General features: G+C 69.3%; 20 protein-coding genes. 11 read left to right on the forward strand and 9 right to left on the reverse strand.

From position 1 onward, the window contains the following. Positions 1-21: 21 nt before the first annotated feature. From infB to rimP, 4 genes are all read right to left on the reverse strand, one after another. Entirely contained in the window at positions 22-3,090 is a 3,069-nt protein-coding gene (gene infB / locus ACWGKS_RS19245; protein ID WP_358510165.1) for a translation initiation factor IF-2, read from the reverse strand. 232 nt (positions 3,091-3,322) lie between these two features. Continuing rightward, positions 3,323-3,631, reverse strand: coding sequence for a YlxR family protein (locus ACWGKS_RS19250; RefSeq protein WP_452523405.1), 309 nt, complete (start codon positions 3,629-3,631; stop codon positions 3,323-3,325). A 13-nt stretch (positions 3,632-3,644) separates the two neighbouring features. Next, positions 3,645-4,667, reverse strand: coding sequence for a transcription termination factor NusA (gene nusA / locus ACWGKS_RS19255; RefSeq protein WP_358510162.1), 1,023 nt, complete (start codon positions 4,665-4,667; stop codon positions 3,645-3,647). Between the two features lie 24 nt (positions 4,668-4,691). After that, on the reverse strand, positions 4,692-5,174 hold the full coding sequence (gene rimP, locus ACWGKS_RS19260; protein WP_358510159.1) for a ribosome maturation factor RimP: 483 nt from the start codon (positions 5,172-5,174) through the stop codon (positions 4,692-4,694). Positions 5,175-5,529: 355 nt separating this feature from the next. Here rimP and ACWGKS_RS19265 point away from each other — a divergent pair, with 355 nt between their 5' ends. Both ACWGKS_RS19265 and ACWGKS_RS19270 read left to right on the forward strand, forming a co-directional pair. After that, a complete protein-coding gene (locus tag ACWGKS_RS19265) occupies positions 5,530-6,039 on the forward strand; it encodes a hypothetical protein (protein ID WP_452523408.1) in 510 nt (169 codons plus the stop codon). Between the two features lie 29 nt (positions 6,040-6,068). Next, complete coding sequence (locus ACWGKS_RS19270; RefSeq protein WP_358510153.1) at positions 6,069-6,515, forward strand: ferritin-like domain-containing protein; 447 nt, start codon at positions 6,069-6,071, stop codon at positions 6,513-6,515. 82 nt (positions 6,516-6,597) lie between these two features. Here ACWGKS_RS19270 and ACWGKS_RS19275 read toward each other — a convergent pair whose 3' ends face one another. Beyond that, positions 6,598-8,331 (reverse strand): proline--tRNA ligase, encoded by a 1,734-nt coding sequence (locus ACWGKS_RS19275; RefSeq protein ID WP_358510268.1) that lies wholly within the window; start codon positions 8,329-8,331, stop codon positions 6,598-6,600. A gap of 177 nt (positions 8,332-8,508) precedes the next feature. Here ACWGKS_RS19275 and ACWGKS_RS19280 point away from each other — a divergent pair, with 177 nt between their 5' ends. The 7 genes from ACWGKS_RS19280 (at position 8,509) to ACWGKS_RS19310 (ending at position 16,001) form a co-directional block, all read left to right on the forward strand. Continuing rightward, entirely contained in the window at positions 8,509-9,360 is an 852-nt protein-coding gene (locus tag ACWGKS_RS19280; protein ID WP_358510265.1) for a spermidine synthase, read from the forward strand. A gap of 63 nt (positions 9,361-9,423) precedes the next feature. Next, positions 9,424-10,587, forward strand: coding sequence for a pentapeptide repeat-containing protein (locus ACWGKS_RS19285; RefSeq protein WP_358510150.1), 1,164 nt, complete (start codon positions 9,424-9,426; stop codon positions 10,585-10,587). Positions 10,588-10,874: 287 nt separating this feature from the next. Next, positions 10,875-12,056, forward strand: coding sequence for a sensor histidine kinase (locus tag ACWGKS_RS19290; RefSeq protein ID WP_452523410.1), 1,182 nt, complete (start codon positions 10,875-10,877; stop codon positions 12,054-12,056). Then, complete coding sequence (locus tag ACWGKS_RS19295) at positions 12,053-12,727, forward strand: response regulator transcription factor (protein ID WP_358510144.1); 675 nt, start codon at positions 12,053-12,055, stop codon at positions 12,725-12,727. The genes ACWGKS_RS19290 and ACWGKS_RS19295 overlap by 4 nt, the downstream gene beginning before the upstream one ends. A 161-nt stretch (positions 12,728-12,888) precedes the next feature. Further along, on the forward strand, positions 12,889-14,205 hold the full coding sequence (locus ACWGKS_RS19300; RefSeq protein WP_452523413.1) for a cytochrome ubiquinol oxidase subunit I: 1,317 nt from the start codon (positions 12,889-12,891) through the stop codon (positions 14,203-14,205). A gap of 23 nt (positions 14,206-14,228) precedes the next feature. Then, the gene (locus tag ACWGKS_RS19305; RefSeq protein WP_452455310.1) at positions 14,229-15,167 is read left to right on the forward strand and encodes a cytochrome d ubiquinol oxidase subunit II; all 939 of its coding nucleotides are present in this window, start codon (positions 14,229-14,231) and stop codon (positions 15,165-15,167) included. Positions 15,168-15,728: 561 nt separating this feature from the next. After that, on the forward strand, positions 15,729-16,001 hold the full coding sequence (locus ACWGKS_RS19310; protein WP_358510138.1) for a hypothetical protein: 273 nt from the start codon (positions 15,729-15,731) through the stop codon (positions 15,999-16,001). 254 nt (positions 16,002-16,255) lie between these two features. On the opposite strand, the gene ACWGKS_RS19315 is transcribed toward ACWGKS_RS19310, so the two are convergent. From ACWGKS_RS19315 to ACWGKS_RS19330, 4 genes are all read right to left on the reverse strand, one after another. Continuing rightward, entirely contained in the window at positions 16,256-16,549 is a 294-nt protein-coding gene (locus tag ACWGKS_RS19315; protein WP_452455309.1) for a Dabb family protein, read from the reverse strand. Positions 16,550-17,020: 471 nt separating this feature from the next. Next, entirely contained in the window at positions 17,021-17,290 is a 270-nt protein-coding gene (locus ACWGKS_RS19320; protein ID WP_067606468.1) for a DUF6406 domain-containing protein, read from the reverse strand. A 182-nt stretch (positions 17,291-17,472) separates the two neighbouring features. Continuing rightward, entirely contained in the window at positions 17,473-19,773 is a 2,301-nt protein-coding gene (secA2, locus tag ACWGKS_RS19325) for an accessory Sec system translocase SecA2 (protein WP_358510132.1), read from the reverse strand. Between the two features lie 145 nt (positions 19,774-19,918). Further along, entirely contained in the window at positions 19,919-20,554 is a 636-nt protein-coding gene (locus ACWGKS_RS19330; protein WP_358510129.1) for a GTP-binding protein, read from the reverse strand. 763 nt (positions 20,555-21,317) lie between these two features. Here ACWGKS_RS19330 and hisS point away from each other — a divergent pair. Both hisS and ACWGKS_RS19340 read left to right on the forward strand, forming a co-directional pair. Further along, complete coding sequence (hisS, locus tag ACWGKS_RS19335) at positions 21,318-22,637, forward strand: histidine--tRNA ligase (RefSeq protein WP_358510126.1); 1,320 nt, start codon at positions 21,318-21,320, stop codon at positions 22,635-22,637. Between the two features lie 238 nt (positions 22,638-22,875). Continuing rightward, positions 22,876-25,332 carry an ATP-binding protein gene (locus ACWGKS_RS19340; protein ID WP_358510124.1) on the forward strand — a complete coding sequence of 819 codons (2,457 nt, stop codon included), beginning with the start codon at positions 22,876-22,878 and terminating at the stop codon, positions 25,330-25,332. Positions 25,333-25,341 lie beyond the last annotated feature (9 nt).

Consider the following 25,341-nt stretch of genomic DNA (forward strand, 5'->3'; position numbering starts at 1 on the left):
CAGGCGGATCAGTCCACACGACTAGTCGCGGGGCTTCTCCTTCATCTCGTAGGTCTCGATGACGTCCCCGACCCGGATGTCGCTGTAACCGACACCGATACCGCACTCGAAGCCCTCACGGACCTCGGTCGCGTCGTCCTTGAAGCGTCGGAGCGAATCGACGTTGAGGTTGTCGGAGATGACGACCCCATCGCGGATGAGACGCGCCTTGCCGTTGCGGCGGATGAGACCGCTGCGGACGATCGAACCGGCGATGTTGCCGATCTTGGGCACCTTGAAGACCTCGCGGATCTCGGCGCTGCCGAGCTGGACCTCCTCGTAGATGGGCTTGAGGAGACCCTTGACCGCGGCTTCGACCTCGTCGATGGCCTGGTAGATGACCGAGTAGTACCGGATGTCGACACCCATGCGGTCCGCCAGCTCGCTGTTCTTGCCCTCGGGCCGAACGTTGAAGCCGACGATGATCGCGTCCGCGGACGACGCCAGGTTGATGTCGTTCTGGGTGATCGCACCGACACCGCGACCGATGATCCGGATGCCGACCTCGTCGCCACCGGCGTCGATCTTGAGCAGCGACTCCTCCAGCGCCTCGACGGAACCGGACATGTCGCCCTTGATGAGGAGGAGCAGCTCGGAGCGCTCGCCCTCCTTGATGGCGGACTGCCAGTTGTCGAGGGTGACCCGACGGGCCGACTTCGCCTGCTGGGCGAAGCGCTCGCGCGCCTCACGCTGCTGGGCGATCTGCCGCGCCACCCGGTCGTCCTTGACGACCAGGAAGTTGTCACCGGCGCTGGGCACGTTGGTCAGACCCAGGACCTGGACCGGACGCGACGGCTCGGCCGTCTCCACGCTCTTGCCGTGCTCGTCGAGCATGGCGCGAACGCGGCCGTAGGCGTCACCACAGACGATGGAGTCACCGACGTTGAGCGTGCCTCGCTGGACCAGCACCGTGGCCATGGAACCGCGACCGCGGTCCAGGTAGGCCTCGATGGCCAGACCCTGAGCGTCCATGTCCGGGTTCGCCTGCAGGTCGAGCGCGGCGTCGGAGGTCAGGACGATCGATTCGAGCAGCGTGTCGATGTTCTCGCCCTTGAGCGCGGAGATGTCCACGAACTGGACGTCGCCGCCGTACTCCTCGGCCACCAGGCCGTACTCGGTCATCTGGGCACGCACCCGCTGCGGGTCTGCGCCCTCGACGTCGATCTTGTTGACCGCGACGACGATCGGGACCTCGGCCGCCTTGGCGTGGTCGATGGCCTCGGCCGTCTGCGGCTTGACGCCGTCGTCGGCCGCCACGACCAGCACCGCGATGTCGGTGACCTTCGCACCACGGGCACGCATGGCGGTGAACGCCTCGTGACCAGGGGTGTCGATGAAGGTGAGCTTGCGCTCCTCACCGTCCACGTGGGTGGAGACCTGGTAGGCACCGATGTGCTGGGTGATTCCGCCGGCCTCGCCACTGGAGACGTTGGTCTTGCGGATGGTGTCCAGCAGTCGGGTCTTACCGTGGTCGACGTGACCCATGACGGTGACCACCGGCGGGCGCGGACGAAGTTCGGCGGTGCCGCCCTCGTTCTCGCCGAACTCGATGGAGAAGGACTCCAGGAGCTCGCGGTCCTCGTCCTCGGGGCTGACGACCTCGACCTTGTAGTTGAGCTCTTCACCGAGCAACTGCAGGGTCTCGTCGGGCAGCGACTGGGTCGCGGTGACCATCTCACCCAGGTGCATCATGACCTGGACGAGCGACGCCGGGTTGACGTCGATCTTGTCGCCGAAGTCCGACAGCGAGGCGCCACGGGACAGTCGGATCGACTGACCGTTGCCGCTCGGGATCTTGACGCCACCGAAGGACGGTGCCGCAAGGTCGTGGAACTCCTGACGCCGCTGCTTCTTGGACTTGCGCGCACGCCCGGGACGACCGCCCGGACGACCGAACGCACCGGCCGTTCCGCCACCGCGGCCACGGCCGCCGCCACCGGGACGACCACCGAAACCACCGGGACGCGGACCGCCGCCGCCACCGGGACGCGCGCCCGCCGGGGCGCCGCCCCGACCGCGACCGCCGCCACCGGGACGACCACCGCCGCCACCACGACCGCCGCCCGCGGGCGCGGCCGGACGGGACGAGGGCATGTTCATCGGGCTGGGACGCGGGCCACCGGGACGCGGAGCGCCACCGCCGCCACCGGGGCGCGGAGCACCCGCGGCACCACCCGGACGCGGGGCGCCGGGAGCGCCACCGGGACGCGGAGCACGGTCGCCGCCACCGGGACGCGGGGCACGATCACCCTGCGGGCCGGGGCGCGGGGCACGGTCGCCCTGCGGGCCGGGACGCGGGCCCGGACGGGGACCGCCCGGACGCGGAGCGCCGCCGCCACCCTGCGGGCCGGGACGCGGACCCGGACGCGGAGCGCCGCCGCCACCGGGACGCGGGGCCGGCTTGGAGCCCATGCCGGAGGCGTTGGACGCGAACGGGTTGTTGCCCGGACGCGGGCCCGGACGGGGACCGCCCGGACGCGGAGCGCGGCCGCCGTCACGGCCACCACGCTCACCGCCGCGCTCGCCACCACGCTCACCGCCGCGCTGCGGCCGGTCGCCGCCACGCTGCTGAGAGCCCGCGGCCGGCTTCGGACCCGGCTTCGGCGCGTCGCCGCGCGGGGTCTTGGGCGCCGGCTTGGGGCCGGGCTTGGGCGCGGCCTCGAAAGTCGGCGCCGCGGGCTTGTCGACCGGGGCGGACGGCTTCTCGGCGACCGGCTTGTCCGTCTCCGCCTTGGCGACCGGAGCCGCGGGCTTGGCGGCCGGAGCCGGAGCCGGCTTCGGACCCGGCTTGGGCGCGGGCCCCGGCTTGGGAGCCGCGGGGCGCGCGGAGGCACCGGCGGAGGGCTTGGGGGCCGGCTTGGGAGCCGATCCACCCTTCTTGCCACCGTCGGAGCCATCGTTGAAAGCTTCTTGAAGGCGTCGAACGACGGGGGCCTCTATCGTGGAGGACGCCGAACGAACGAATTCGCCCATCTCGTTGAGCTTGGCCAGCACGGCCTTGCTCTCTACACCGAACTCCTTAGCGAGTTCGTATACCCGGACCTTCGCCACTACTCTCCTTCAGCTTCGGTCCGGGACAGGGGCTTGTGCCGGACCGTCGTTAGCTTGAGTTACTCATCGCTGCGTACTCATCAGGCGCTCATCGCAATCTCGACCTGCTTCCTCATCGCTACACAACAATGGGCCGGCTCATGCGTGCCGACACGGCACAGCACGCCGACCTCGGTCCCTACAACCTCGAGGTCGGCCCAGACATTCCAACCCTATCCGGATAGCGGCGCGCTCAGCCACGTGGGGCGTCGTCGAACAACGACGCCACACGTGAGACGTCCCACCGAGTGGGACCTCCTCCGCTCCGGTTCCGGAAGGCGCGTGACCACGCCCTTCGGCGCTCCGCTAGTTCGAAGCACCTGCGGTCGTGGTGCAGATAGGCTCCGCGCCCCGGACGTCGACCTCGGGTGTCGGGCGTGATGGCCGTGCCCTCGGCCACCAGCCGCACGAGGTCGGACTGGACTGTCCGCGACCGACAACCCACGCACGTTCGCACGGGACGGTCAGGACCGTCTTCGGCCACCATATCGTGTCGAGGCATGGTCGCGACCCGTTCAGCCGGTCGAAGCGGTGTCGTCGGTGTCCTCGACGGGGTCACCGGCCTCTTCTTCGAGGGGTCGGGCGGGCTCCGCGTCGGAGCGGATGTCGATGCGCCATCCGGTCAAACGCGCGGCCAGTCGGGCGTTCTGGCCCTCCTTGCCGATGGCGAGCGACTGCTGGTAGTCGGGAACGACGACGCGTGCCACACGCGCGGCCATGTCGAGGATCTCCACCGAGTTGACCCGTGCCGGGGACAGCGCGTTGGCGACGAACACGGCGGGGTCCTCGGAGTAGTCGACGATGTCGATCTTCTCCCCGTGGAGTTCGGCCATGACGTTGCGAACGCGGCTGCCCAGCGGACCGATGCAGGCACCCTTGGCGTTGACGCCGCCCCGGTTGGAGCTGACCGCCATCTTGGTACGGTGACCGGCCTCACGGGCGATGGCCGCGATCTCGACGGTGCCGTCGGCGATCTCGGGCACCTCCAACTCGAAGAGCTTGCGCACCAGGTTGGGGTGGGTACGCGACAGGGTCACCGAGGGACCGCGCAGGCCCTTGCGGACCTGGACCACGTAGGCGCGCAGGCGCTCACCGTGGGTGTAGTTCTCGGTGGGGACCTGCTCCTGCGGGGGCAGGATCGCCTCGATCTTGCCGAGGTCGACCAGGACGTTGCGCGGGTCCTTGCCCTGCTGGATGATGCCCGACACGATGTCGTGCTCGCGGCCGGCGAATTCGCCCAGGGTCAGTTCGTCCTCGGCGTCGCGCAGCCGCTGCAGGATCACCTGCTTGGCGGTGGAGGTGGCGATGCGACCGAACCCGGTGGGGGTCCCGTCGAACTCGCCGACGACCACACCCTCCTCGTCGGTCTCGGTCACCCAAACGATGACGTGGCCGGTGGAACGGTTCAGTTCCACTCGTGCCTTCTTCTCAGGGCCCTCCTCGCGGTGGTACGCGATCAGGAGTGCGTCTTCGATCGCCTTGGCGACCAGTTCGACGGCGATGTCCTTCTCGCGCTCCAGGCTGCGAAGGACGCTCATGTCAATGTCCACGGGGCTCCCCCTCTAGTCCGCCGCGTCGGTGTCGGCTTCGCGACGGAATTCCACCTGGACCTTGGCCTTGGCGATCTTGTCGTAGGCCAGAGTGCGGGACCGACCCTTGACGTCCAGGGTCACGCCCTGGTCGTCGGACTCGGTCACGCGTCCGGTGAGGTCCCCGCCCTCGACGAGGTTCACCTTCACCAGGCGACCGCGAGAGCGGCGCCAGTGGCGGGGCATCGTCAGCGGACGGTCGACCCCTGGCGAGGTGACCTCCAGGACGTAGGGCGTCTCACCCATGACGTCGGAGGCGTCCAGCGCCTCGTTGACGTCCTGGCTGATCTCGCCGACCAGGTCCAGGTCGACCCCGTTGTCGGAGTCCACGACCACGCGCAGCACTCGACGTTTGCCCGCCGGTGTCAGCTCGACGGCCTCCAGATCCAGTCCGGCCTTGGCCAGGACCGGTTCCAGCAGCTCGGCGATGCGCTCTTCCCGCGCCTGCGCTCCCATGCGTGTCAGCCCCTCAAAACGGCGAAATCCCGCCCGCTCGGCCGTGAGCCGTTGAACGGGGCGGTCCAGCTCTGTACGTAGTCTTCTTCCACTTTCGCGTCGGACGCGAAAGCGCCGCACGTCGCGCACGACGGCGGTTGTCGTGCAAGGGTATCCACTCCCGGGCCTCCTCCAGGTCGCCTCGCTCCTCGGGGCGTGCCTTCGGGTGTGAACGGGGGCCCCTCGCCCCTTTCCCGCGAGGGGGAGCGACCCGGCCTCGGTGCCTCGACCGGCGTGGAAAGATGGGTCCCGACCGCCGCTCGACGGCGGGGGCCGTCGACACCGCCCCGGACGCGGGGCAGGGGGAGGAGACCGCGTGCAGGGGAACGTCAGCCGCCGCACTGTGCTGGGCGTCACGGCGACAGGTGTCGTGGCGGCGGGCGCCGTGGCCGGTCTGAGCGGGTGCGGCACGGCCGACTGGTATCCCTACGACGTGACCCCGGACGTGTCCGTCCTGCGCTCCCTGATCCGGGAGAAGGAGCGGACGGTGGCCCGGTACGAACAGGCGTTGGCCGACGGTGTGGGCCCCGGTGACCTGTTGGAGGGGTTCCGGGAACACCACCTGGCCCACCTGGACGCGTTGTTGGAGGCCCTGCCCGAGGGGGTGGGCCCGTCCGCGGAACCGGAGGAGCCCGAGGGGTCGGGCGGGACGGAGACCGATCCCGGTCCGTCCCTGGACACCGCGGGGCTACGGCTGGTCGAGGTCGCGGCCTCGTCGTCGCGTCTGGACCAGGCGGCGGCCGTGACCGACCCGGGGCTGGCCCAGCTGGTGAGCGCGATCGGCGCCTGTGAGGCCGTGCACGCCCATCTGCTGGACGAGGCCTGAGGGCCCATCGACATAGGCGAGGTAGTCAGGTGAGCGAGACCCCCACCCCGAGCGAGGGCACCGACCCCACGGCCGAAGCCCTGGCGGAGGCGCTGCGCGCCGAGCACGCGGCGGTGTACGGGTTCGAGTTCGTCGGCGGTGCCGCCGGTGACGAGGGACGGCGCGAGCGAGCGTCCACGGCCGCCATGGAGCACAAGGCGCTGCGGGACGCGCTGCGCGACGCCGCCGTCGAACGCGACCTGGAGGCGCCGCCCGCCCTGCCCTCGTACCCGATCCCGGAAGGGCGCGACGGGGACGGCATGGACACGTTCGCGGCCGGACTGGAGGGGGCCACGATGGAGGCGTACCTGTGGTTGACCTCCTCCGGTGACACCGACCTGCGCGTCACCGCCGCGCGGGCCCTGCAGGAGGCGACGCTGCGCTCACTGCAATGGGGCGCCGAACCCGACGCCTTCCCCGGCTTCGAGAGACCCTAGTACCGCGTGGACACAGGTGAGAGGGGCTCCCGTGCGCAGCCGCGGGAGCCCCTCTTCGTGTTCGATTCCCCGTGTCGACGTCCTACTCGGCGCAGGCGGCGACGGTGCGGTCGACGATCTCCTCGATCGGGACGTCGGAACGCTCACCGCTCTTGCGGTCGCGCAGCTCGACCACACCGTCCTTGAGTCCACGGCCCACGATGATCGTGGTGGGGATGCCCACCAGCTCGGCGTCGGTGAACTTCACACCCGGGGCGGCCTTGCGGTCGTCCACGAGCACGCGCAGGCCCTTGGCCTGCAGTTCCCGACCGATGCGCAGCGCCTCGGGGACCTCATCGCCCTTGCCGGTGCCGACGACGTGCACGTCGGCGGGGGCGATCTCACGCGGCCACACGATGCCCTTGTCGTCGTGGGACTGCTCGACGATGGAGGCCACCGCGCGGGAGACACCGATGCCGTAGGAGCCCATCGTGATGCGCTTGGGCTTGCCGTCCGGGCCCAGGGCGTCCACCTGGAAGGCGTCGGCGTACTTGCGGCCCAACTGGAAGATGTGGCCGATCTCGATGCCGCGCGCGGTGTACAGCGTGCCCTTCCCGTCCGGGGAGGGGTCGCCGTCGCGCACGTCGGCGACGTCGATGGTGCCGTCCGGGGTGAAGTCGCGCCCCGCCACCAGGTCGACGACGTGGTGGTCGGCCTCGTCGGCGCCGGTCACCCAGGCGGTACCGGTGGCCACGCGCGGGTCGACCAGGTAACGGACCTTGTTGTCGATCAGGGCCTTGGGGCCGATGTAGCCCTTGACCAGGAACGGGTTGGCGGCGAAGTCGGCCTCGTCGAGGATCTCCACCTCGGCGGGCTCCAGCGCCGCTTCCAGCCGCTTGAAATCGACCTCACGGTCACCGGGAACGCCGACGGCCAGCAGCTCCCACTCCTTGGCACCGGGGACACGAGTCTTGACCAGGACGTTCTTGAGGGTGTCGGCCTCGCTGAAGTCGCGGCCCAGGCCCGCCTCGTTCAGGAAGTCCACCAGGGTCTGGATGGTGGCGGTCGCGGGGGTGTGGTGGACCTTCGCCTCGGGCAGCCCGTCCAGGGGCAGCGCCTCGGGGGCGGGGACCCTCACGGCCTCGACGTTGGCGGCGTAGTCGGACCCGGTGCTGCGCACGAAGGTGTCCTCGCCGGTGGGCGCGACCGCCAGGAACTCCTCGGAGGCGGAGCCGCCCATGGCGCCGGAGGTCGCCGAGACGATGACGTACTCCAGGCCGAGCCGTTCGAAGATCCGGATGTAGGCGGCGCGGTGCTTGTCGTAGGACTCCTGGAGTCCCTCGTCGTCGATGTCGAAGGAGTAGGAGTCCTTCATGTGGAACTCGCGGCCGCGCAGGACACCGGCGCGGGGACGCGCCTCGTCGCGGAACTTCTCCTGGATCTGGTACAGGACGACCGGGAAGTCCTTGTAGGAGGAGTACTCGCCCTTGACCAGGAGGGTGAAGAGCTCCTCGTGGGTGGGACCGAGCAGGTAGTCGGCGCCCTTGCGGTCCTTGAGCCGGAAGAGGGTGTCGCCGTACTCCTCCCAGCGGCCGGTGGCCTCGTAGTACTCCCTGGGCAGCAGGGCGGGGAGCAGGACCTCCTGGCCGCCCATGGCGTTCATCTCCTCGCGGACCACGCGGGAGACGTTCTCCAGGACGAGCTTGCCCAAGGGCAGCCAGCTGTAGACGCCGGGGGCGGCCCGACGAACGTAGCCGGCGCGCACGAGCAGCTTGTGGCTCGGCACCTCGGCGTCCGCCGGGTCCTCACGCAGGGTGCGCAGGAACAGGTTCGACATCCGCAGTAGCACGGCCACTCCTCGGTGAACGCGCCCGGAGAGTCCGGGCGCGATGATCGGAAAAACGTTGGGGGGACCCAGGCTAGCGCCCCGAAGAGGGGATTCGCGCGTCGGTTCCGAAGGGGCCCGCGGTACGCCTACCTTGGAGTGATCTCCACGGCAGAACAGGACGAGGACATGGGCCGACGTGTGCGTGACAGGGTCGAGGCCGAAGAGGAGGTCTCCGTCGTTCCCGGGGTGGACCTGCTCGCCGACGCGGACCGACCGAACTCGTGGTTCCTCCTGGTGGAGGGCACCCCACAGTCGCACGTGGACCTGTCCGACCCCGCCTATCTGGACTTCTCGTACGTGCGACGGATCGCGCACGCGGTCGACCTGGTGGCGCCCGAGGGCGAGGCCGTCGACGCGCTGCACTTGGGCGCCGGCGCGCTCACCGTGGCCCGGTACGTGGCGCACACCCGCTCGGGTTCCAACCAACGCGCGGTGGACGTGGACGCGGCCCTGGTGGAAATGGTGCGGCGCCGGCTGCCCTGGGACCGGCGCGCGCGGCTACGGGTGGGCATCGGTGACGCGCGCGAGTGGATCGGCGCCCGGCACGACTCCAGCGCCGACCTGGTGGTGGCGGACGTGTTCGCGGGAGCGCGGACCCCGGCGCGGTTGACGTCCGCGGAGTTCTACGCCGAGGCGGCCCGCGTGCTGCGACCCGACGGATTCCTGGTGGTCAACGTCGGTGACGGTTACGCGCTGAAGCACACCCGGGCGCAGGTGGCGACGGTGCGTTCGGTGTTGCCGCACGTGGTGATGTCCGCGGAGCCGGGGGTGTTGCGCGGCCGAAGGTTCGGCAACCTGGTGCTGGTGGCGGGCCATCGTCCCCTGCCAGAGGAGGAGTTGGGTCGCGCGGCGCACCGTGATCCCGAGATGGCGCGGCTGGTCGCCGGCGAGGACCTGGACCGGTTCACCTCCGGGTACGCCTCGGTCCACGACACCGACGCGGTGGACTCCCCCGCCCCGCCCGTGGACCTGTTCTGACCACCCTGACCGAACACGGACATAATCCCGCAGACGTACCGAGGATCTCCTAGTGTCTTCGGCATGCCCATCCCCCGCCCCGTCAAGGGCGCCCAAGAGAGCGAACCCGACCACACCTGGGAGGGCCGCCCGCCCCGGTTGTGGCTGCACATCGCCGTGACCTGGACGGTCACCGCTCTTTGCGTGGGAGTGCTCATTCTGGGCGCACTGTGGTTCCTCGGCTTCCCCGAGATAGCCCGACCGGACACACTGTCGTTGCGCGCCTTCGAGGGCGTGGTGATCCGCGCGTTCGCCATCATGGCCGGGCTCAGCGGTATCGCGTTGCTGGTGATCGCCTACCACCGGCAGCGCAACAACAACCTGGAGAACCTGCGGGCGCTCCGAGCAGCAGAGCGCGACGGGGTCAAGCTGTTCAACGACCGGTTCACCGGCGCCTACACCGAACTGGGCAACGAGCAGGCCGCGGCGCGGCTCGGCGCGGTGCACGCGCTGGCGCACCTGGCCGACGACGCGCCCACCCCCGAACTGCGCCAGATGTGCATCAACGTGCTGTGCTCCTACCTGCGCATGCCGCACGCCCCCGTGCCGGAGGGAGACGAGGTCGGCACGGCCGCGCGCCAGGAGTACGAGGCGTTCCGAGAGGTGCGGTTCAGCATCATCCGGGTCATCGGAGACCGACTGCGCGACGAGCACTCCTCCTGGCAGGGTCACCGCTTCGACCTCTCCAACGTGGTCTTCGACGGCGGCAGCCTGCGCGGGGTGCACCTCATCGGCGGCAAGCTGATCTTCGATCGTTCGGTGTTCGGCGAAGGGGAGATGGACTTCCGCTACTCACGAGTCTCCGGAGCCCGGGTGACCTTCCGTGGGGCACGGTTCACCGGCGGCACGGTCAACTTCCGGCACGTGCGCTTCGAGGGTCCCCTCACCGACTTCCACAAGGCCGAGTTCTCGGGCGCGCGGGTCCTGCTCCACAACACGCGGATCGCTCCGGAGACGATGACGTTCACCAGGGCCGGCTTCACCGGTGGACGGGTGGAGTTCCGATCGGAGGGCGAGGGCGGGGAACCCGCGCTCGGGGACCCACCGAACGGGCTGCTCGACGCCGTGGCCGCGGGGGCACCCGGGGTGGTGCGCCTACCGGAGCCCTGGACCGGACCGACTGCGGGGCGGCCCACCGGCTCCCAAGGACCGGCGGCCGGAGAGGACGCCTCCCTTCACGCCCGGTGAGGAATCTGTTCCAGAAAATGACCGGAAGCGGACATCCGGCCCCTTCCGGTCCGGCGAACCCCTAACTTTGTGCGGAGCGCGCCTTTTCCCCAGCGCCCTCCGGGCCGTGGACACACCCCCCTTGTCCCGCCCGGAGGACTTCCGGTCGTCCGGTCCCCGTTCACACCCGGGGACCGGGCGGCCGTCTTCGGTTCCAGGCCGCTACTCCCCCGGGCGTAGTTCCGACCCCCGAGGTCCCTCCCCCGGGATGACGCGATCCCGGAGGGGCGCACCGTACCGTCGGGATCGTGGCAGCACGAACCCTTCCCCGTCCCACCCGCACCGATCTGTGGATCACGGCCATCCTGTTGGCCCTGTCCGTGATCAGTCCCGCGGGCATCGAGGCCTTCGACCCGGTCCCCGGTGACCGGCCCGCCTGGCCCTGGGGTTACGCGCTGATCCTGGTGGCCTGTCTGCCGCTGCTGTGGCGCACGGCCTTCCCTCGCCTGGTCGCCGTCGTCTCGGTGGTGGCCGCCACGATCTACTACCCGTTGGGCTACCCCGACGGCCTGGTCATGTTGTGCACCGCGGTCATGCTCTACAGCGTGGTGCGGTGGGGCCACCGTGCCTTCGGTTGGATCCTGGGCATCGGCCAGTTCCTCGCGGTCAACATCTACGAACTCGTCCTGACCGGCACCTTCCGCCCGGAGGCCGTCGGAATCGTGGCCTGGGTCCTGGTCCTGCTGTGCGTGGCCGAGGTCCTGCGTTGGCGAGCCGAGTACCAAAAGGCCGACCGGGAACGGGAACAGGAGGCGAGCCGCACCCGTGAGGAGGAACTGCTGCGCCGCGCCTCCGAGGAACGCCTCCGGTTGGCCCGCGACGTGCACGACACCGTCGCCCACAACATCTCCCTCATCAACGTGCAGGCCGGCACCGCCCTGTACCTGATGGAGAGCCGGCCCGAGCGCGCCGCCGACGCGCTCACCACCATCAAGCAGACCAGCAAGGACACCCTCACCGAGCTGCGCGCCATGCTCGGGGTGCTGCGGGCCGTGGACGAGGCGGCCCCGCGCTCGCCCACCCCCGGCCTGGACCGGGTGTCGGACCTCGTCGAGGGCGCGAGGGGCACGGGCCTGGAGGTCTTGGTGGAGACCGAGGGCGACGAACGGCGGCTCCCCCAAGGGGTCGAGGGTGTCGCCTACAGGGCCCTGCAGGAATCCCTCACCAACGTCGTCCGGCACGCGCACGCCGAGAAGGCCGTGGTGCGGATCGGTTACGGGTCGACGGAACTGTCACTGGAGATCACCGACGACGGGCGTGGGACGGTGGGACCACCGGCCACCGGCAACGGGATCACGGGAATGCGCGAACGCGCCGCCCTCGTGGGTGGTTCGGTGGACGCCGATCCGCTGGAGGGTGGAGGATTCCGGGTGCGGGTGCGACTACCGGTGGACGCCGGGCCCGTTGGGAAACGGGGTGGACAAGAGTGATCCGGGTTCTGCTCGCCGATGACCAGGCGCTGGTCCGGGCCGGTTTCAGGGCGCTGCTCGACAGCGCGGACGACATCGAGGTGGTCGCGGAGGCCGCCGACGGGGAGGAGGCGGTCCGGCTGGCACTGACAGAGCGCCCCGACGTGATCCTGATGGACATCAGGATGCCGGGGATGGACGGTCTGGCCGCCACCGAGCGCATCCTCGGCGAACCGGCACTGAGCGAGACCCGCGTTGTCATCCTCACCACGTTCGACCTGGACGAGTACATCTTCGACGCGCTGCGCGCCGGGGCCGGTGGGTTCCTGGTCAAGGACACCGAACCGCGCGACCTGCTACAGGCGGTCCGGGTGGTGCACGAGGGGGAGGCGCTGCTGTCCCCCGGCATCACGCGCAGACTGATCGCGGACTTCGCGAGCCGCCCGTCGAAGACCCCGGCCTCCTCGACCCGCCTCAACGGGCTCACCGCCCGCGAACGAGAGGTGTTGGCCCTGGTCGGGCAGGGGCTCTCCAACGACGAGATCGCCCGGGAGCTGGTGCTGAGTCCGGCCACCGCCAAGACCCACGTCAGTCGCACCATGGTCAAGCTCGGGGTGCGCGACCGCGCCCAGCTGGTGGTGGTGGCCTACGAGACCGCCCTGGTCGTCCCCGGCCGACCCCGGGAGTCCTGAGGGTCGGCTCGGGGATGTCCCGTACGCCCGCGGATGTAGCGGGGGGACGTCCGATACACCCCCGGAAACGGGGCGGATGACGCCCCCGGGACGATGTGCGGGACCGGACCCGCGACGGATGCTTCTGCTGTCCCCACCGACGAGAGCAGAAGGTCGCGACCGTGTTCGAAGATCCCCTCATCCTGATGCGACTACAGTTCGGACTCACCGCCGCGACGCACTACATGTTCGTGGCCCTGACCCTCGGTCTGGCCCCCTACATCCTCTTCACCCAGTTGGTCGCGACGCTGCGCGGTGACCGTTCCCGGATGACCGCCGTGCGGTTCTGGGGCGGCCTGTACGTGGTCAACTACGGCATGGGCGTGCTCTCCGGCCTCGTGATGGAACTACAGCTGGCGTTGAACTGGAGCGGGCTGCAGGAGACGTTCGGCTACAGCTTCGCGGCCCCGTTGGCGATCGAGACGATGACGGCGTTCTTCGTCGAGTCGACCTTCCTGGGGCTGTGGATCTTCGGCTGGGACCGGATGGGCCGTTGGGCGCACCTGTTCTGCTTCCTGGTGGTCACCGCCACCGCGTTCTCGTCCGCCTGGTGGGTGCTGGTCTCCAACGGATTCCTGCGCCACCCGGTCGGGTTCGAGATGGTGGACGGGATCGCGCACATGAGCGATCCGGTCGCGATGCTCACCAACCCGGCCGCGCTCTTCGCCTTCGCGCACGTCGTCACCGGAGCGTTGACCCTCGGCGCCCTGGTGGTGGGCGCGGTCTGCGCCCACCACCTGATGCGCGGCCGGGACGACGAGGGTGTCTTCCGTCGGGGGATCGGTTACTCGGCGATCATGATGTGCGTCATGCCGTTCCTGGTGGTGACCTTCGGTGGCATGCAGTTCCAGATCTTCGACGTGGACCCGCCCACCAGTGGGCTGACCTACACCTCCGAACAGATCGAGACGATCGAGACCGCCGGACAGAGCTCCTTCGTCTCGGCCGTCAACACGGCCGGGGACGTCGTCATGATGACCTCCTGGGCGCTCATGTTCTTCGGCGGCCCGCTCATGGTGCTGGTGTTCCCCCTGTTCTCGGAGCGGCGAGGCGCCCTGGGCCGAATGCTGCGGTTGGCACCCGGGTCGCAACTGTTCGCCGGCCGCCCCGCCTGGTGGATCCGCTGGTCCCTGGCGCCCCTCCTGGTCGCACCCGTCCTGCCGTACCTGGCGAGCGTGGGCGGCTGGGTGTTCCGAGAGACCAACCGTCAGCCCTGGGTGGTGGTGCACCACCTGACGACCGCCGACGCGGTGACGCCCATGTCCCCCGGTACCGCCGTGGTCTCGTTCACGCTCTTCACCGTCGCCTTCGCCGTCCTGGCCACGGTCACGTACTGGCTCCTGATCCGCTACGGCCGGCGCGGCCCGGAGGGCGGTCCCCTCGCCGAGCGCCGCGAGGTGGAACCCGTGGAGTCCACTCCCCCCATCCACACTTTCTGACCGAGCCTGCAGGGATGACACCCATGGAACTCTTCGCTTCTCCGCTCCTGACCGCATCACTCCTCGGCCTGTTCGTCGTGGGCTACCTCGTCCTGGCCGGGGCCGACGTGGGCCTGGGCATGCTGATGCCGCACCTGGCCCGTACACCCGAGCAGCGGCGCCGGGTGGTGTCCGCGATCGCGCCCTACTTCCTGGCCTCCGAGGTCTGGTTGGTGGCCGCCGTGGGGGTGATGGCGGGAATGCTCCCGGACGTGGAACACCGGGTGGTCGCCACCCTGTGGCCGGTTCTGTTGCTCCTTCTCGCGGCGTGGGTGCTGCGCGACGCGGGGTTGTGGTTCCGTGCCCGGGTCGACTCCCCCGGCTGGCGGTCCACCTGCGACACCGCAATCGTGACGGGCAGTTGGCTGCTGGCCGGCTCTTGGGGTGTGGCACTGGCGGGCCTGCTCGCGGGCGAGCTCGCCTTGTCGCCCTTCACGGTGGTCTGCGCCGCCACGGTGGTGTCGTTGTTCGCGCTGCGCGGGGCCGCCTTCGGCGCCGAACGGTTGGTGGGCTCCGCCGAGGCGGAGAGCGCGGACGTGGCCGCGCGTGCCACCCGGACCCTGTCCCGGGTCGCGCTGGCCGCGGTCCTGGTGACGGCCGCCGTGGCGGTGGGTCCGGGCGTGGTCCCCATGGTGCGGGTGGAGGCGGCACTGGTGCTGACGGTGGTGGCGGTGGCGGTCCTGGCCGCGACCGCGGGGTTGGCGGGGCCGATGCTCTCGCGGCACACCTCCGCGATGGCCATCGCGGTTCCGGGGCTGATCGTGGCGTTGTCCGCGGGCCTGTCGGTCACCCCGCTCCCGGGCACGACCGGGGTGTTCGTGTGGTCGGTGCTGCTGCCCACGATTCCGGTCATGCTCCTGGGACAGGTTTGGCTGTACCGAATGACACGCCGACCGGCCGCCGAACCCACCTTCTTCGCCTGACCTCCCGAGTGTGATGACCCAGTTCAGCGACGCGGGGCCGGGCTCTGGGCCCCACGCGATCCCAAGGTCGGGTCGGCGTCGAGGGTCGGTCTCCGGTTGGGAAAGACTCGCGGTGGGAAGTTCAACCTTCGGGAAAGCTCCGAGCCCTTGAGGAGGGACCGTGACCCACTCCCTGATCACGACCCCGCGACAGGCAGGGTGCAGCTGTGGTTCCGGCTGCGGCTGCGGCTGCCAGAGCGGTGGTTCCTGCAACTGCGGCGGAAACTGCGGTTGACCCTCGGGAGACGTCCGGCGGCCACCGGTCTCCCGCCCCCTACCAGTGGGCTGCCCCTCCCCTTGGGGGCAGCCCCTCCGACCTAACGGGTACCGAACGTTCCCGGCGGTTTCGCACGCACCGACTCGCGACAATGGGCAATGATATGTGTACTGTGAGTCACAGCGTTTCCCTGTAGGGAGAGACGCCGGGTACCCACCCGTTGGGGGAGATCAGCGATGCCGCCGTTCACCAGTCCAGCGAACCGGAGGGGACGACCCTCCGAACACGCGCGCCTGCTCCAGTGTGTGCAGGAGATACTGGAACGCTCCGATCGGGCCGTGCCCTGGGATCCGGATACCGTCGGGCTCCCCGACGCCCACTCCGACAGCGCGCTGGCCCGCATCAACGACGTCGCCTTCTACGCGAACGCGCGCGAGGAGGTCACCAACCTGGCCGGCGTGTGCGCGCACCTGCTCCTCCTGCACAGCCCCGACGGGGACGACGGATCCCGGTGTCAGGGCTGTCGGCTCCCCTGGCCCTGCCCGAGCTTCGGTGAGATCTCCCGCCTCCTGGGCTGAGCCCCCGCCCCGCACAACGGACGTCGCCCGCCGAAGTCGGGGCGCGATCCGACTTCGACGGGCGACGGTCTTCTCTCTGCCCGCCGTCGACGACCACCCACGACCGAACAGTCGAGGTGCCCTCACCGGGCGGGACATACCCAGAGAATAAACTGAAACTCGTTCTACCGCAAGACCCGAACCAGATTCGGAACATGCTGACATCCCAGTGAAATACGGGCGTCAGCTTTTCTGGAACAGGATCTATTCCAAGCTCACACCTGGCACTGGACGGCGGCGCGCTCGGCGAGCAGCGGGCGGATCACCGCGAGCGCGGCCTGGTGGTCGGGGTGGTCCCGGTAGGCGACGAATCCCGCCTCGTCGGCGACGTCGGCCACCACGGCGAAGTCGAAGGTGTCGGAACCGATTCCCAGGTCCGGGCCGAAGGTGTACGCGTCGAGCGCGGAGATCACGTCGGGCAGGATCCCCAGCGCCTCCTCCACCCGTGCGACCTGCTCGGGGGTGGTGCCGTCCTGCCAGCGGAACAGAGCGATGTGTCGAAGTGCCATGCCGCCGAACCTATCGGGAGCCGCGATCCGGCGCGGGGGTGGCCAGGCCCAGGGGCGGGGGACAGCCCCTGGGACCGACCTTGGTCGGCAGGCGTGATGACCGTCCCCCCATCGAAACGAGGACTCTCCCACCGGTCACCTGCGGGGCGTGCCGTGCAACTTCGACGTTAACGAAGCATCGGCGACACGAACACCCCTGTTGGATAACCGGAACGTCTCGATTGACCGAAAGATGATGCCGGCGACACCGCGCCGACCTGCGACGACGGAACGTCACCGCGGTATGCGTCCACCCCGAAGAGACGGGGGGACCGCACCTCACGAACTCCCGGAATATGGTCGGCACACAAAACCCCCCGCCGGAAACCGCAAGACAATACCCTCCGCAACGATCAGTGAAACAGTTGCAGAGGGTTGCAATTCCAACGGGGGGCGAACAAAGAAGAGGGCGACGAGAAGTCGACCCGCGAGTCAACTAATCCTGGTCGCCAGTAGATACGCGCTCGGAGAATCGGCGTCGACTATTTCGCCGACCCGCCAGACCTGACCCCCGACGCTGAACACGTCACCCACCCGGACATCGATCATGGGAGTGGGACGCCACTCCTTCGGCCCACCGATCTTGGCCACAGGGCGGCCCTCGTCGTCGATCCAGAAACTCCCGCCACCAACGGGACCCCCGGCGAAGCGGTCGTTTCGACCGTAACTGATCTTCTCTTGCGCACCGATCTCGTGAGCCACCGTGGATGCAATCCCAACCGTCTCGGGTTCTATTGAAAACGCTTCCATATTAACCCTCTCCCGGTCATTACACAGGGGGCAGAGGGAGCGTCCCAGCGTTTTGAGAAGAATAGCCGACAAAGGTAATGCGCGGGCCGGGACCTTGGTCCTGACCCGCGCATGGGATCTGCGGAGGGTGACGGCTAGTCGTCGGATCCCCGGTTGCCCTTGAGGCGACCCACCAGGGTCTCCAGGGCGGAGCTGAACGGATGGTCGTGCACCATGTACGTCCACGTCATCGAGGGACGCTTCACCCCGACCCCGCTCACGTCCAGCTCACCGTCGACGACCTCCAACTCGGCGAAGCTCTCGGCGGCGCGGGCGCGGGCCTCGTCCAGGAAACCCTTGAAGACCGGGACGGCCTCACGGTTGAACTCGTCCAGAGGGTCGCGACGACCCAGGTAGCGCAGGTGGATGCCCTCCCGCAGCTCCGACAGGAACGCGTTGTGGTCGGTCCAGCCACGGTCCAGGTGGTAGAGGGTGATCATCCGGGAGGCGTCGCCGACGCGCTCGGCGTCCAACTCCTCCACGAGTTCCTCGTGTCGTTCCTTCTGGTCCTTGGCGATGTGCCGGTCGCCCTGGTCCCCGGTCAGGACCAGTTCGCGGTGCTCCAAGACCACCTCGCGCTGCACGTCGATGAGCTTGTTGTAGCGCCAGGTGTTGCGGTGCACCTCCAACAACTGGCCCTCGGAGACCCGCTGGGCGTGGTCGACCATGTCCAACCACGCCTCGTCGGTGATCTCGCCCTCGGAGGTGGTCTTGTAGCCGGTGCTCTCGGAGGCGTTGTTGACGATCAGGTCGTCGTCCATGCTCACGAAGAAGATGGAGTCACCCGGGTCGCCCTGTCGGCCCGCACGGCCGCGAAGCTGGCCGTCCAGACGGCTACTGGGGTAGCGGCCGAAGCCCATCACGAACAGGCCGCCGGTCTCCACCACCCGTTCACGGTCGGACATGTCGCTGCCGCCGAGTCGGATGTCGGTACCGCGGCCGGCCATCTGGGTGGAGACGGTGACGGCCCCGTAGGTGCCGGCCTCGGCGATGATGGACGCCTCGTCCGCGTCGTTCTTGGCGTTGAGGACCACGCACTCCAGCCCGGCCTCGCGCAGCCGGCCGGCGAGCAGTTCGGACTCGGCGACGTCCTGGGTGCCGATGAGGATGGGGCGGCCGCCCTTGTGGACCTCCTCCACCTTCTCGATGAGGGCGTCCTCCTTCTCCTCGCGCGTGGCGTACAGGCGCGTGCCCTGGTCCTCGCGGACGTTGGGCTTGTTGGAGGGGATGACCGCCACTTCGAGCTCGTAGAACTCGCGCAGCTGCTCGGCCACGGACATCGCCGTACCGGTCATGCCGGCGAGCGTGGGGTAGCGCATGACCAGGGCCTGGACGGTGATGGAGTCCAGGACCTCTCCGGTCTCGCTGATCGCCACCTTCTCCTTGGCCTCGACCGCGGCCTGCAGGCCGTCGGGCCAGCGCTGGAGCAGCGCGATGCGACCACGGGACTCGTTGATGATGCGCACCTCGCCGTCGCGCACGACGTAGTGGACGTCGCGTTGCAACAGCACGTGCGCGTGCAGGGCCAGGTTGACCTGCGGCAGGAGTGAGGAGTCGTCCTCGGAGTAGAGCTCGACTCCGTCCAGGGCCTTCTCGACCGCGTCGATACCGGCGTCGGTGAGCTGGACGTTGCGTCCCTCACCGTCGATCTCGTAGTGCGTGCGCGGCTTGAGGTCGCGCACCACGTCGGCCATCTCGATGTCGGCGGGCACGGCCTCCGCGGCGCCGGCCAGGACCAGCGGCACGCGGGCCTCGTCGACGAGCACGGAGTCGGCCTCGTCGATGATGGCGACGTGGGGTTCGGGGACCACCCGGTCCTCGACGTCGGTGACCATGCGGTCGCGCAGGACGTCGAAACCGAGTTCGCTGACGGCCGCGTAGGTGACGTCGCAGCCGTAGGCGGCCTTGCGCTCCTCGGTCTCGGAGTCCTCGTTGATCCAGCCGACGGTGACGCCGAGCATGCCGTAGAGGGGCTGCATCCACTCGGCGTCGCGTCGAGCGAGGTAGTCGTTCACACTGAGCAGGTGGACACGCTTGCCGCGCAGGGCGAACCCGGCGGCGGCGAGGGCTCCGGCGAGGGTCTTGCCCTCACCGGTGGCCATCTCGGCCACGTGACCGTCGAGCAGCGCCATGACGCCCAGGAGCTGGACGTCGAAGGGTCGTTCGTCGAGGGTACGGCGTGCGGCCTCTCGGCCCACGGCGCACAGGTTGACCAGATCGGCCGTGGAGTAGGGCAGCTCGGCGTAACCGAGCTCGATAGCCTTCTCCTTCAGCTCGTCGTCACTGAGTTCACGCAGACCCTCCTCTTCGGCCTCGATCGCCGGCAGGAGCTTGGTATAGGGCCGCAGGTCCACCGCACCGGGCTTGCCCAGTAGGCGGCGGACGCTTTCCGCCATTCGTCCGAACACCACGCCAGGGTAACGCCGGACACAACCCATTGGTTCCCCCTGGGTGATCGCATGTGCACAACAATGCCGCGAAACCACCCAAAGGGAACTCGTTCGGACAGCGACGGGACCGTGCACCCGTCGGGTCTCGTGTCTAGTTGACCAGCTGGCTCTGGCTCGATCGACCGCCCCCAGAGCGCTGTCGGGCCTCCAGGGCCATGGCGTGCTTGACGAGGGTGAGCAGGACCTTGACCACCGACTTGCGGTCGCGGGCGTCACAGCGGACGACGGGCACGTCGGGGGCCAGGTCCAGGGCGTCGCGCAGTTCGTCCGCGGTGTAGCCCGCCTCGGGGTCGAACTCGTTGACGGCCACGACGAACGGGAGCCGGTACTGACGTTCGAAGTAGTCGAGGGCCTGGAAGGTGTCCTCCAGGCGTCGGGTGTCGGCGAGGATCACCGAGCCGAGGGCGCCTCGGACCAGGTCGTCCCACATGAACCAGAAGCGTTGCTGGCCGGGCGTACCGAACAGGAACAGGGTGAGGTCGGTTTCGAGCGAGATGCGACCGAAGTCCATGGCGACCGTGGTGCTGGTCTTGTCCGGGGTGTGCGAGAGGTCGTCCACGCCGACGCTCGCCGACGTGACGGCCGCCTCGGTGCGGACCGGGGGGATCTCAGAGACAGCCCCGACGAACGTGGTCTTACCGACTCCGAAGCCCCCGGCGATGATGATCTTGGTGGACAGTTCGGTGGGTGCGTGGACGTTGTTCGTACTGTTAGCTGAGTGGATCACAGTTTGTCCTAGCGAGAGTGCCGGGTCTGGACGGACGATTGGCTCACTCGACCCGGTCTGGAGGGGCGCGGATCCGCTCGGGTCCGAACCTCCACGGGAGGATCCGCACCTGGAACCTAACACCGGAAGGACACTGGATTCCGAGGTTTGGGCAGAGTGGTCGGGCCGGTCGGAACGACGTCGAGGTGAGGGGGGGGTTCCGGTCGGAACGTGACCGTGGACACCCTGGCGCCGGATGTCCGACTCGTAGCCCGGAGTCCGAGTTCGGGCACGGACAGTAGCCAGGAAAGCACATTCCCGTACCCCGGTCGTGGCACTTTACGACATTGTGAGCGGCCATTTTCGGCCGCTTTCGGCCGCGTGGATCCCTGTCCGGCGCCGCTCCCTGCATCTACGGTGGAAAGCAGGGCACCCAGTTGAGTGAGGTCGCCGTCGACTCCTGGCACGAGCACGCGACCCACGGGGCCCCGGCGGCGCCTTGGGGCGCACGACCGCCACCGACGTCTCGCTCTTCGATGTCGAACCGGCCGTACCACCCCGTTCGGGCGTTCCCGAGCCCCACCGGCCCACAACCGTCCACGTGGGCCGGTGGTGGCCCACCCCCGCCCGCTGTCGCCGCTCACGATGCTCAGGCCTCGCCCGGTGCGTAGGATGGACCGCACGCCCCTACCCCGAACAGCGCGCACCCGTGTGCCCGCGTGTTCCCGGCGGGGACGGTGAATCCACAGGCAGAGAACACTCCCAAGGGAGCCGAGAACCCCACATGTCCGATCAGCGCGTCGTCCGCCCCACTCCCATCAGCGGTTTCCCCGAGTGGACCCCTCAGGTCCGGGCCGTGGAGCAGCGTTGGCTGGACCATATCCGCGCCGGGTTCGAGTCCTTCGGCTTCGCGTCCGTGGAGACACCCTCGGTGGAGAACCTGGACGTGCTGATGGCCAAGGGCGAGACCTCCCAGGAGGTCTACACCCTGCACCGTCTCCAGGCCGACGCCAAGGACGACTCCGACGCCAGGCTCGGGCTGCACTTCGACCTGACGGTGCCCTTCGCCCGTTACGTCGCCCAGCACTTCAACGAGCTGACCTTCCCGTTCAAGCGCTACCAGATGCAGCGCGTCTGGCGTGGTGAGCGCCCGCAGGAGGGCCGGTACCGCGAGTTCACCCAGTGCGACATCGACGTCATCAACGTGGACTCGGTACCGCTGCACTTCGACGCCGAACTCCCCCGCATCGCGCACCGGGTGCTCAGCGGACTGGACATCCCCGCCTGGACCCTGAACGTCAACAACCGCAAGGTGCTGCAGGGCCTCTACGAGGGTCTGGGCATCAAGGACCCGATCGCGGTCATCCGCGCCGTGGACAAGCTCCACAAGATCGGGGACGAGGGCGTGCGGGAGATCCTGACCTCCGAGGGCCTGACCACGGAGCAGATCGACCCCTGCCTGGCGCTGGCCCGGATCAAGGGCGACGGCGCGACCGTCGTCACGGCCGTCCGCGAGCTGGGGGTCGTCTCCGAACTGCTGGACGAGGGTCTGGAGGAGTTGGCGTTCGTCATGAACGACCTGGCCGACCTGCCCGAGGGCGACGTGGTGGCGGACCTGTCCATCGCCCGTGGCCTGGACTACTACACCGGCACCGTCTACGAGGCCTCCTTCGACGACGACCCGGGGTACGGCAGCATCTGCGCGGGTGGACGCTACGAGGACCTCGCCGGCCAGTTCATCCGGCGGAAGCTGCCCGGGGTGGGCATCTCCATCGGTCTGACCCGCATCTTCGCCAAGCTCGTCGCGGAAGGACTCATCGAGGGCGGCCGGGTGTGTCCCACCGACGTGATGGTGGTCGTGCCCAACGCCGAGCGACGCGCCGAGGCGCTGCGCACCGGCGAACTGCTGCGCGCACGCGGGTTCAACACCGAGGTGTTCCACTCCACCGCCAAGGTCGGCAAGCAGATCCAGTACGCGTCCAAGAAGGGCGTCCCCTTCGTCTGGTTCCCGCCCTTCGAGGAGGGCGGCGACCACGAGGTCAAGGACATGGAGCGCGGCGAGCAGGCAACCGCCGACCCCACGGACTGGGACCCGAGGGGTTGATCCTCGCTTTCGGGCCCGGGGGAACGTCTCTTCCCCCGGGCCGTCCCGGCCTCGATTCGCGAGGTTCACGGTGGGCCCCTAGCAAATCACGGCCCGGCATGGGCGGTTTCCGCCCCCTTCTGCCGGAACCGGCCATTCACGAGACAGCCGCGGACACCCGGTGCCAGACTGGGACCGGCCGCTTCGTGGGCGTCATGGACACGGGGCGGTCGACATCGGTGTCCTAGTAAACGAGGCCATGTCTCCTCCCCGCCACAACCTGCCCCTGTCCGCCGGCGAGTTCATCCGGTTCGTCGGACGTGAACGCGACATCGTCGACCTGGGTCGCCTGCTCGGGACCGCCAGGATGATCACGCTGACCGGCACCGGTGGAATCGGCAAGACCAGACTCGCCCTCCACCTGGCCGAACGCGTGCTGCGTCAATTCCCCGACGGGGTGCGCTTCATCGACCTGAGCGAGGCCTCCACCCACGAGGAGGCGCTGCGCACCGTCGCCGCCGGGTTGCAGGCCGCCCAGGGCGACTCCACCGCCCTGATGGACGGCATCATCACGGCGCTGCGCACCCAGCACCTGCTACTGCTCCTGGACACCTGTGAGCACGCGGTGGGTCCGATGGCCGAGCTGTGCGAGGCCGTACTTCGCGACTGTCCGCGGGTGCGCATCCTGGCCACCAGCCGTCAGCCGCTCCACGTACCCGAGGAGAGCGTCTGGCGGGTGCCGCCGCTCTCCCTGCCCTCGCGGCCGACCCCCACCGACCCCTACGCCGCGATGCCGGTGCCGATTCCGCGACGGGACGCCCAGCGCTACGAGTCGGTGCGGCTCTTCCTGACCCGCGCGCACGCCGCCCGCGCCGGCTTCGAGATGACACGGGAGAACTCCGGCTACATCGCGGAGATCTGCCGCATGCTCGACGGCCTTCCGCTGGCCATCGAACTGGCCGCCGCCCGGGTCCGGGTCCTGTCGGTCCAACAGATCCTGCGCAGGCTCGACGACCGTTTCCAGTTGCTGACCAGCGACGGCACGGAGAACCTGCCGGCCCGCCAACGCACCCTGCGCGCTGTGTTGGAGTGGAGCCACGGCATGCTCTCCGACGCCGAGCGCGCGCTCCTGCACCGACTGTCCGTGTTCTCCACCTGGTACCTGGAGATGGCCGAGGAGGTGTGCTCCGGCGAAGGGGTCGAGCCCACCGACATCCTGCCGTTGCACTTCTCCCTGCTGGACAAGTCGCTGATCGTGGTGGACGCCGAGATCAACGGCACCGCGCACTACCGGCTCACCGAGACCGTGCGCGCCTACGCCGTCGAACGGTTGGAGGAGGAGGCGGACGTCGACGAACGCTGGTCACGTTTCCTCTCCTTCGCCGTCCAGCGGTTGGAGGACGCGGCCGAACGCGGCTGCTCGCCCAACGACTGGCCCGAGCGGTTGGGCCGGTTGCGCGAACACGACCACAACCGGGAGAACCACACCCGGGTGGTGGCCTGGGCGCTGTCCACGGGGCGGGTGGACGAGGCCCTGCGCGTGTGCGTGGCGCTGCGTTCGTACTGGCTGATGCGGGACCTGTCCGCCGAGGGAGGTCGTCTCCTGGAACTCGCCCTGGCCGTGTCCCCCGACGACCAGTCGCCCCCGCTCCGGGCCCGTGCCCTGGCCCTGCACGCCGAACTGCTTTTGGAGGTCGACCCCGCCACGCGGGTGTCCAACCTGGCCATGTGCGCCTTGGAGTCGGCACGGGCCTGCCGGGAGCCCCGCGCCGCCGCCTCCGCCCTGACGACCCTGGCCACCCTCTCCCTGCGCACCGGTTCGGTGGAGGAGGCCGAACGTCAGGCGGGCAAGGCCATGGGATGGGCCATGATCGCCGGGGACCCGATCACCGAGGCCGACGCGCGCGAAGTCTTGGCCCGCGCGGCCCGGCACCGCGGCGCTCCGAAGGAGGCGGTCGCCCACATGGAGGTGAGCCTGTCCACGGCGCGCACCCTGGGCGACCGATGGATCGAGGCCCGATCCCTGCATGGTCTGGGGTCGATCGCGGCGGAGGCCGGAGAGCACGAGGCCGCTCGCGAGATGCTCTCGGAGGCGCTGGACGTCTTCGGTGAACTGCCCTCCGATCCGGCGGTGGCGCGGTGCGCCGCCGACCTGGGCCGGTTGCACCTGGCCTGGCGCGACCCCCTGTCGGCACGCGCTCCCCTGGCCCGCTGCCTGCAGGTGAGCTTCACCTCGGGTCGCAGGATCTCGGTTGCCCGGGCGTTGGAGGCCCTGGCGGAGCTGGCTCTGGCCGAGGAGGAGGCCACCCGGGCCGCCGCGTTGGCCGGTGTCGCCACCGACCTTCGCAAATCCCTGGAACAACCGTCGGCCGAGACCGTCCGGCTACGCTCGGCGGTGGAGCGTAGGGTGGGCGCGGCCCAGGCCGCCCAGGCGTGGAACGCGTGGCGCTCGCTGCCGTTGGAGCAGGTACGTGACCGCGCCCTGGCCTTTCCCAGACCTCAGGGAGCCCGCGCCGGTGGCCCCGACTCGCTCACCCCTCGTGAGCGGGAGATCGCCATACTGGCCGAGAAGGGTTTGTCCAATCGTGAGATCGCCGAGGAGTTGATCATCAGTCAGGCCACAGCCGCGCGTCATATCGCGAACATCTTCAGAAAACTCTCGATTTCGTCCCGGACGCAGTTGACCGGCTGGACCTCTCCCCGAGAACCTGGCTGAACGTCCCCC

This window comes from Nocardiopsis sp. NPDC055879 (assembly GCF_053615935.1).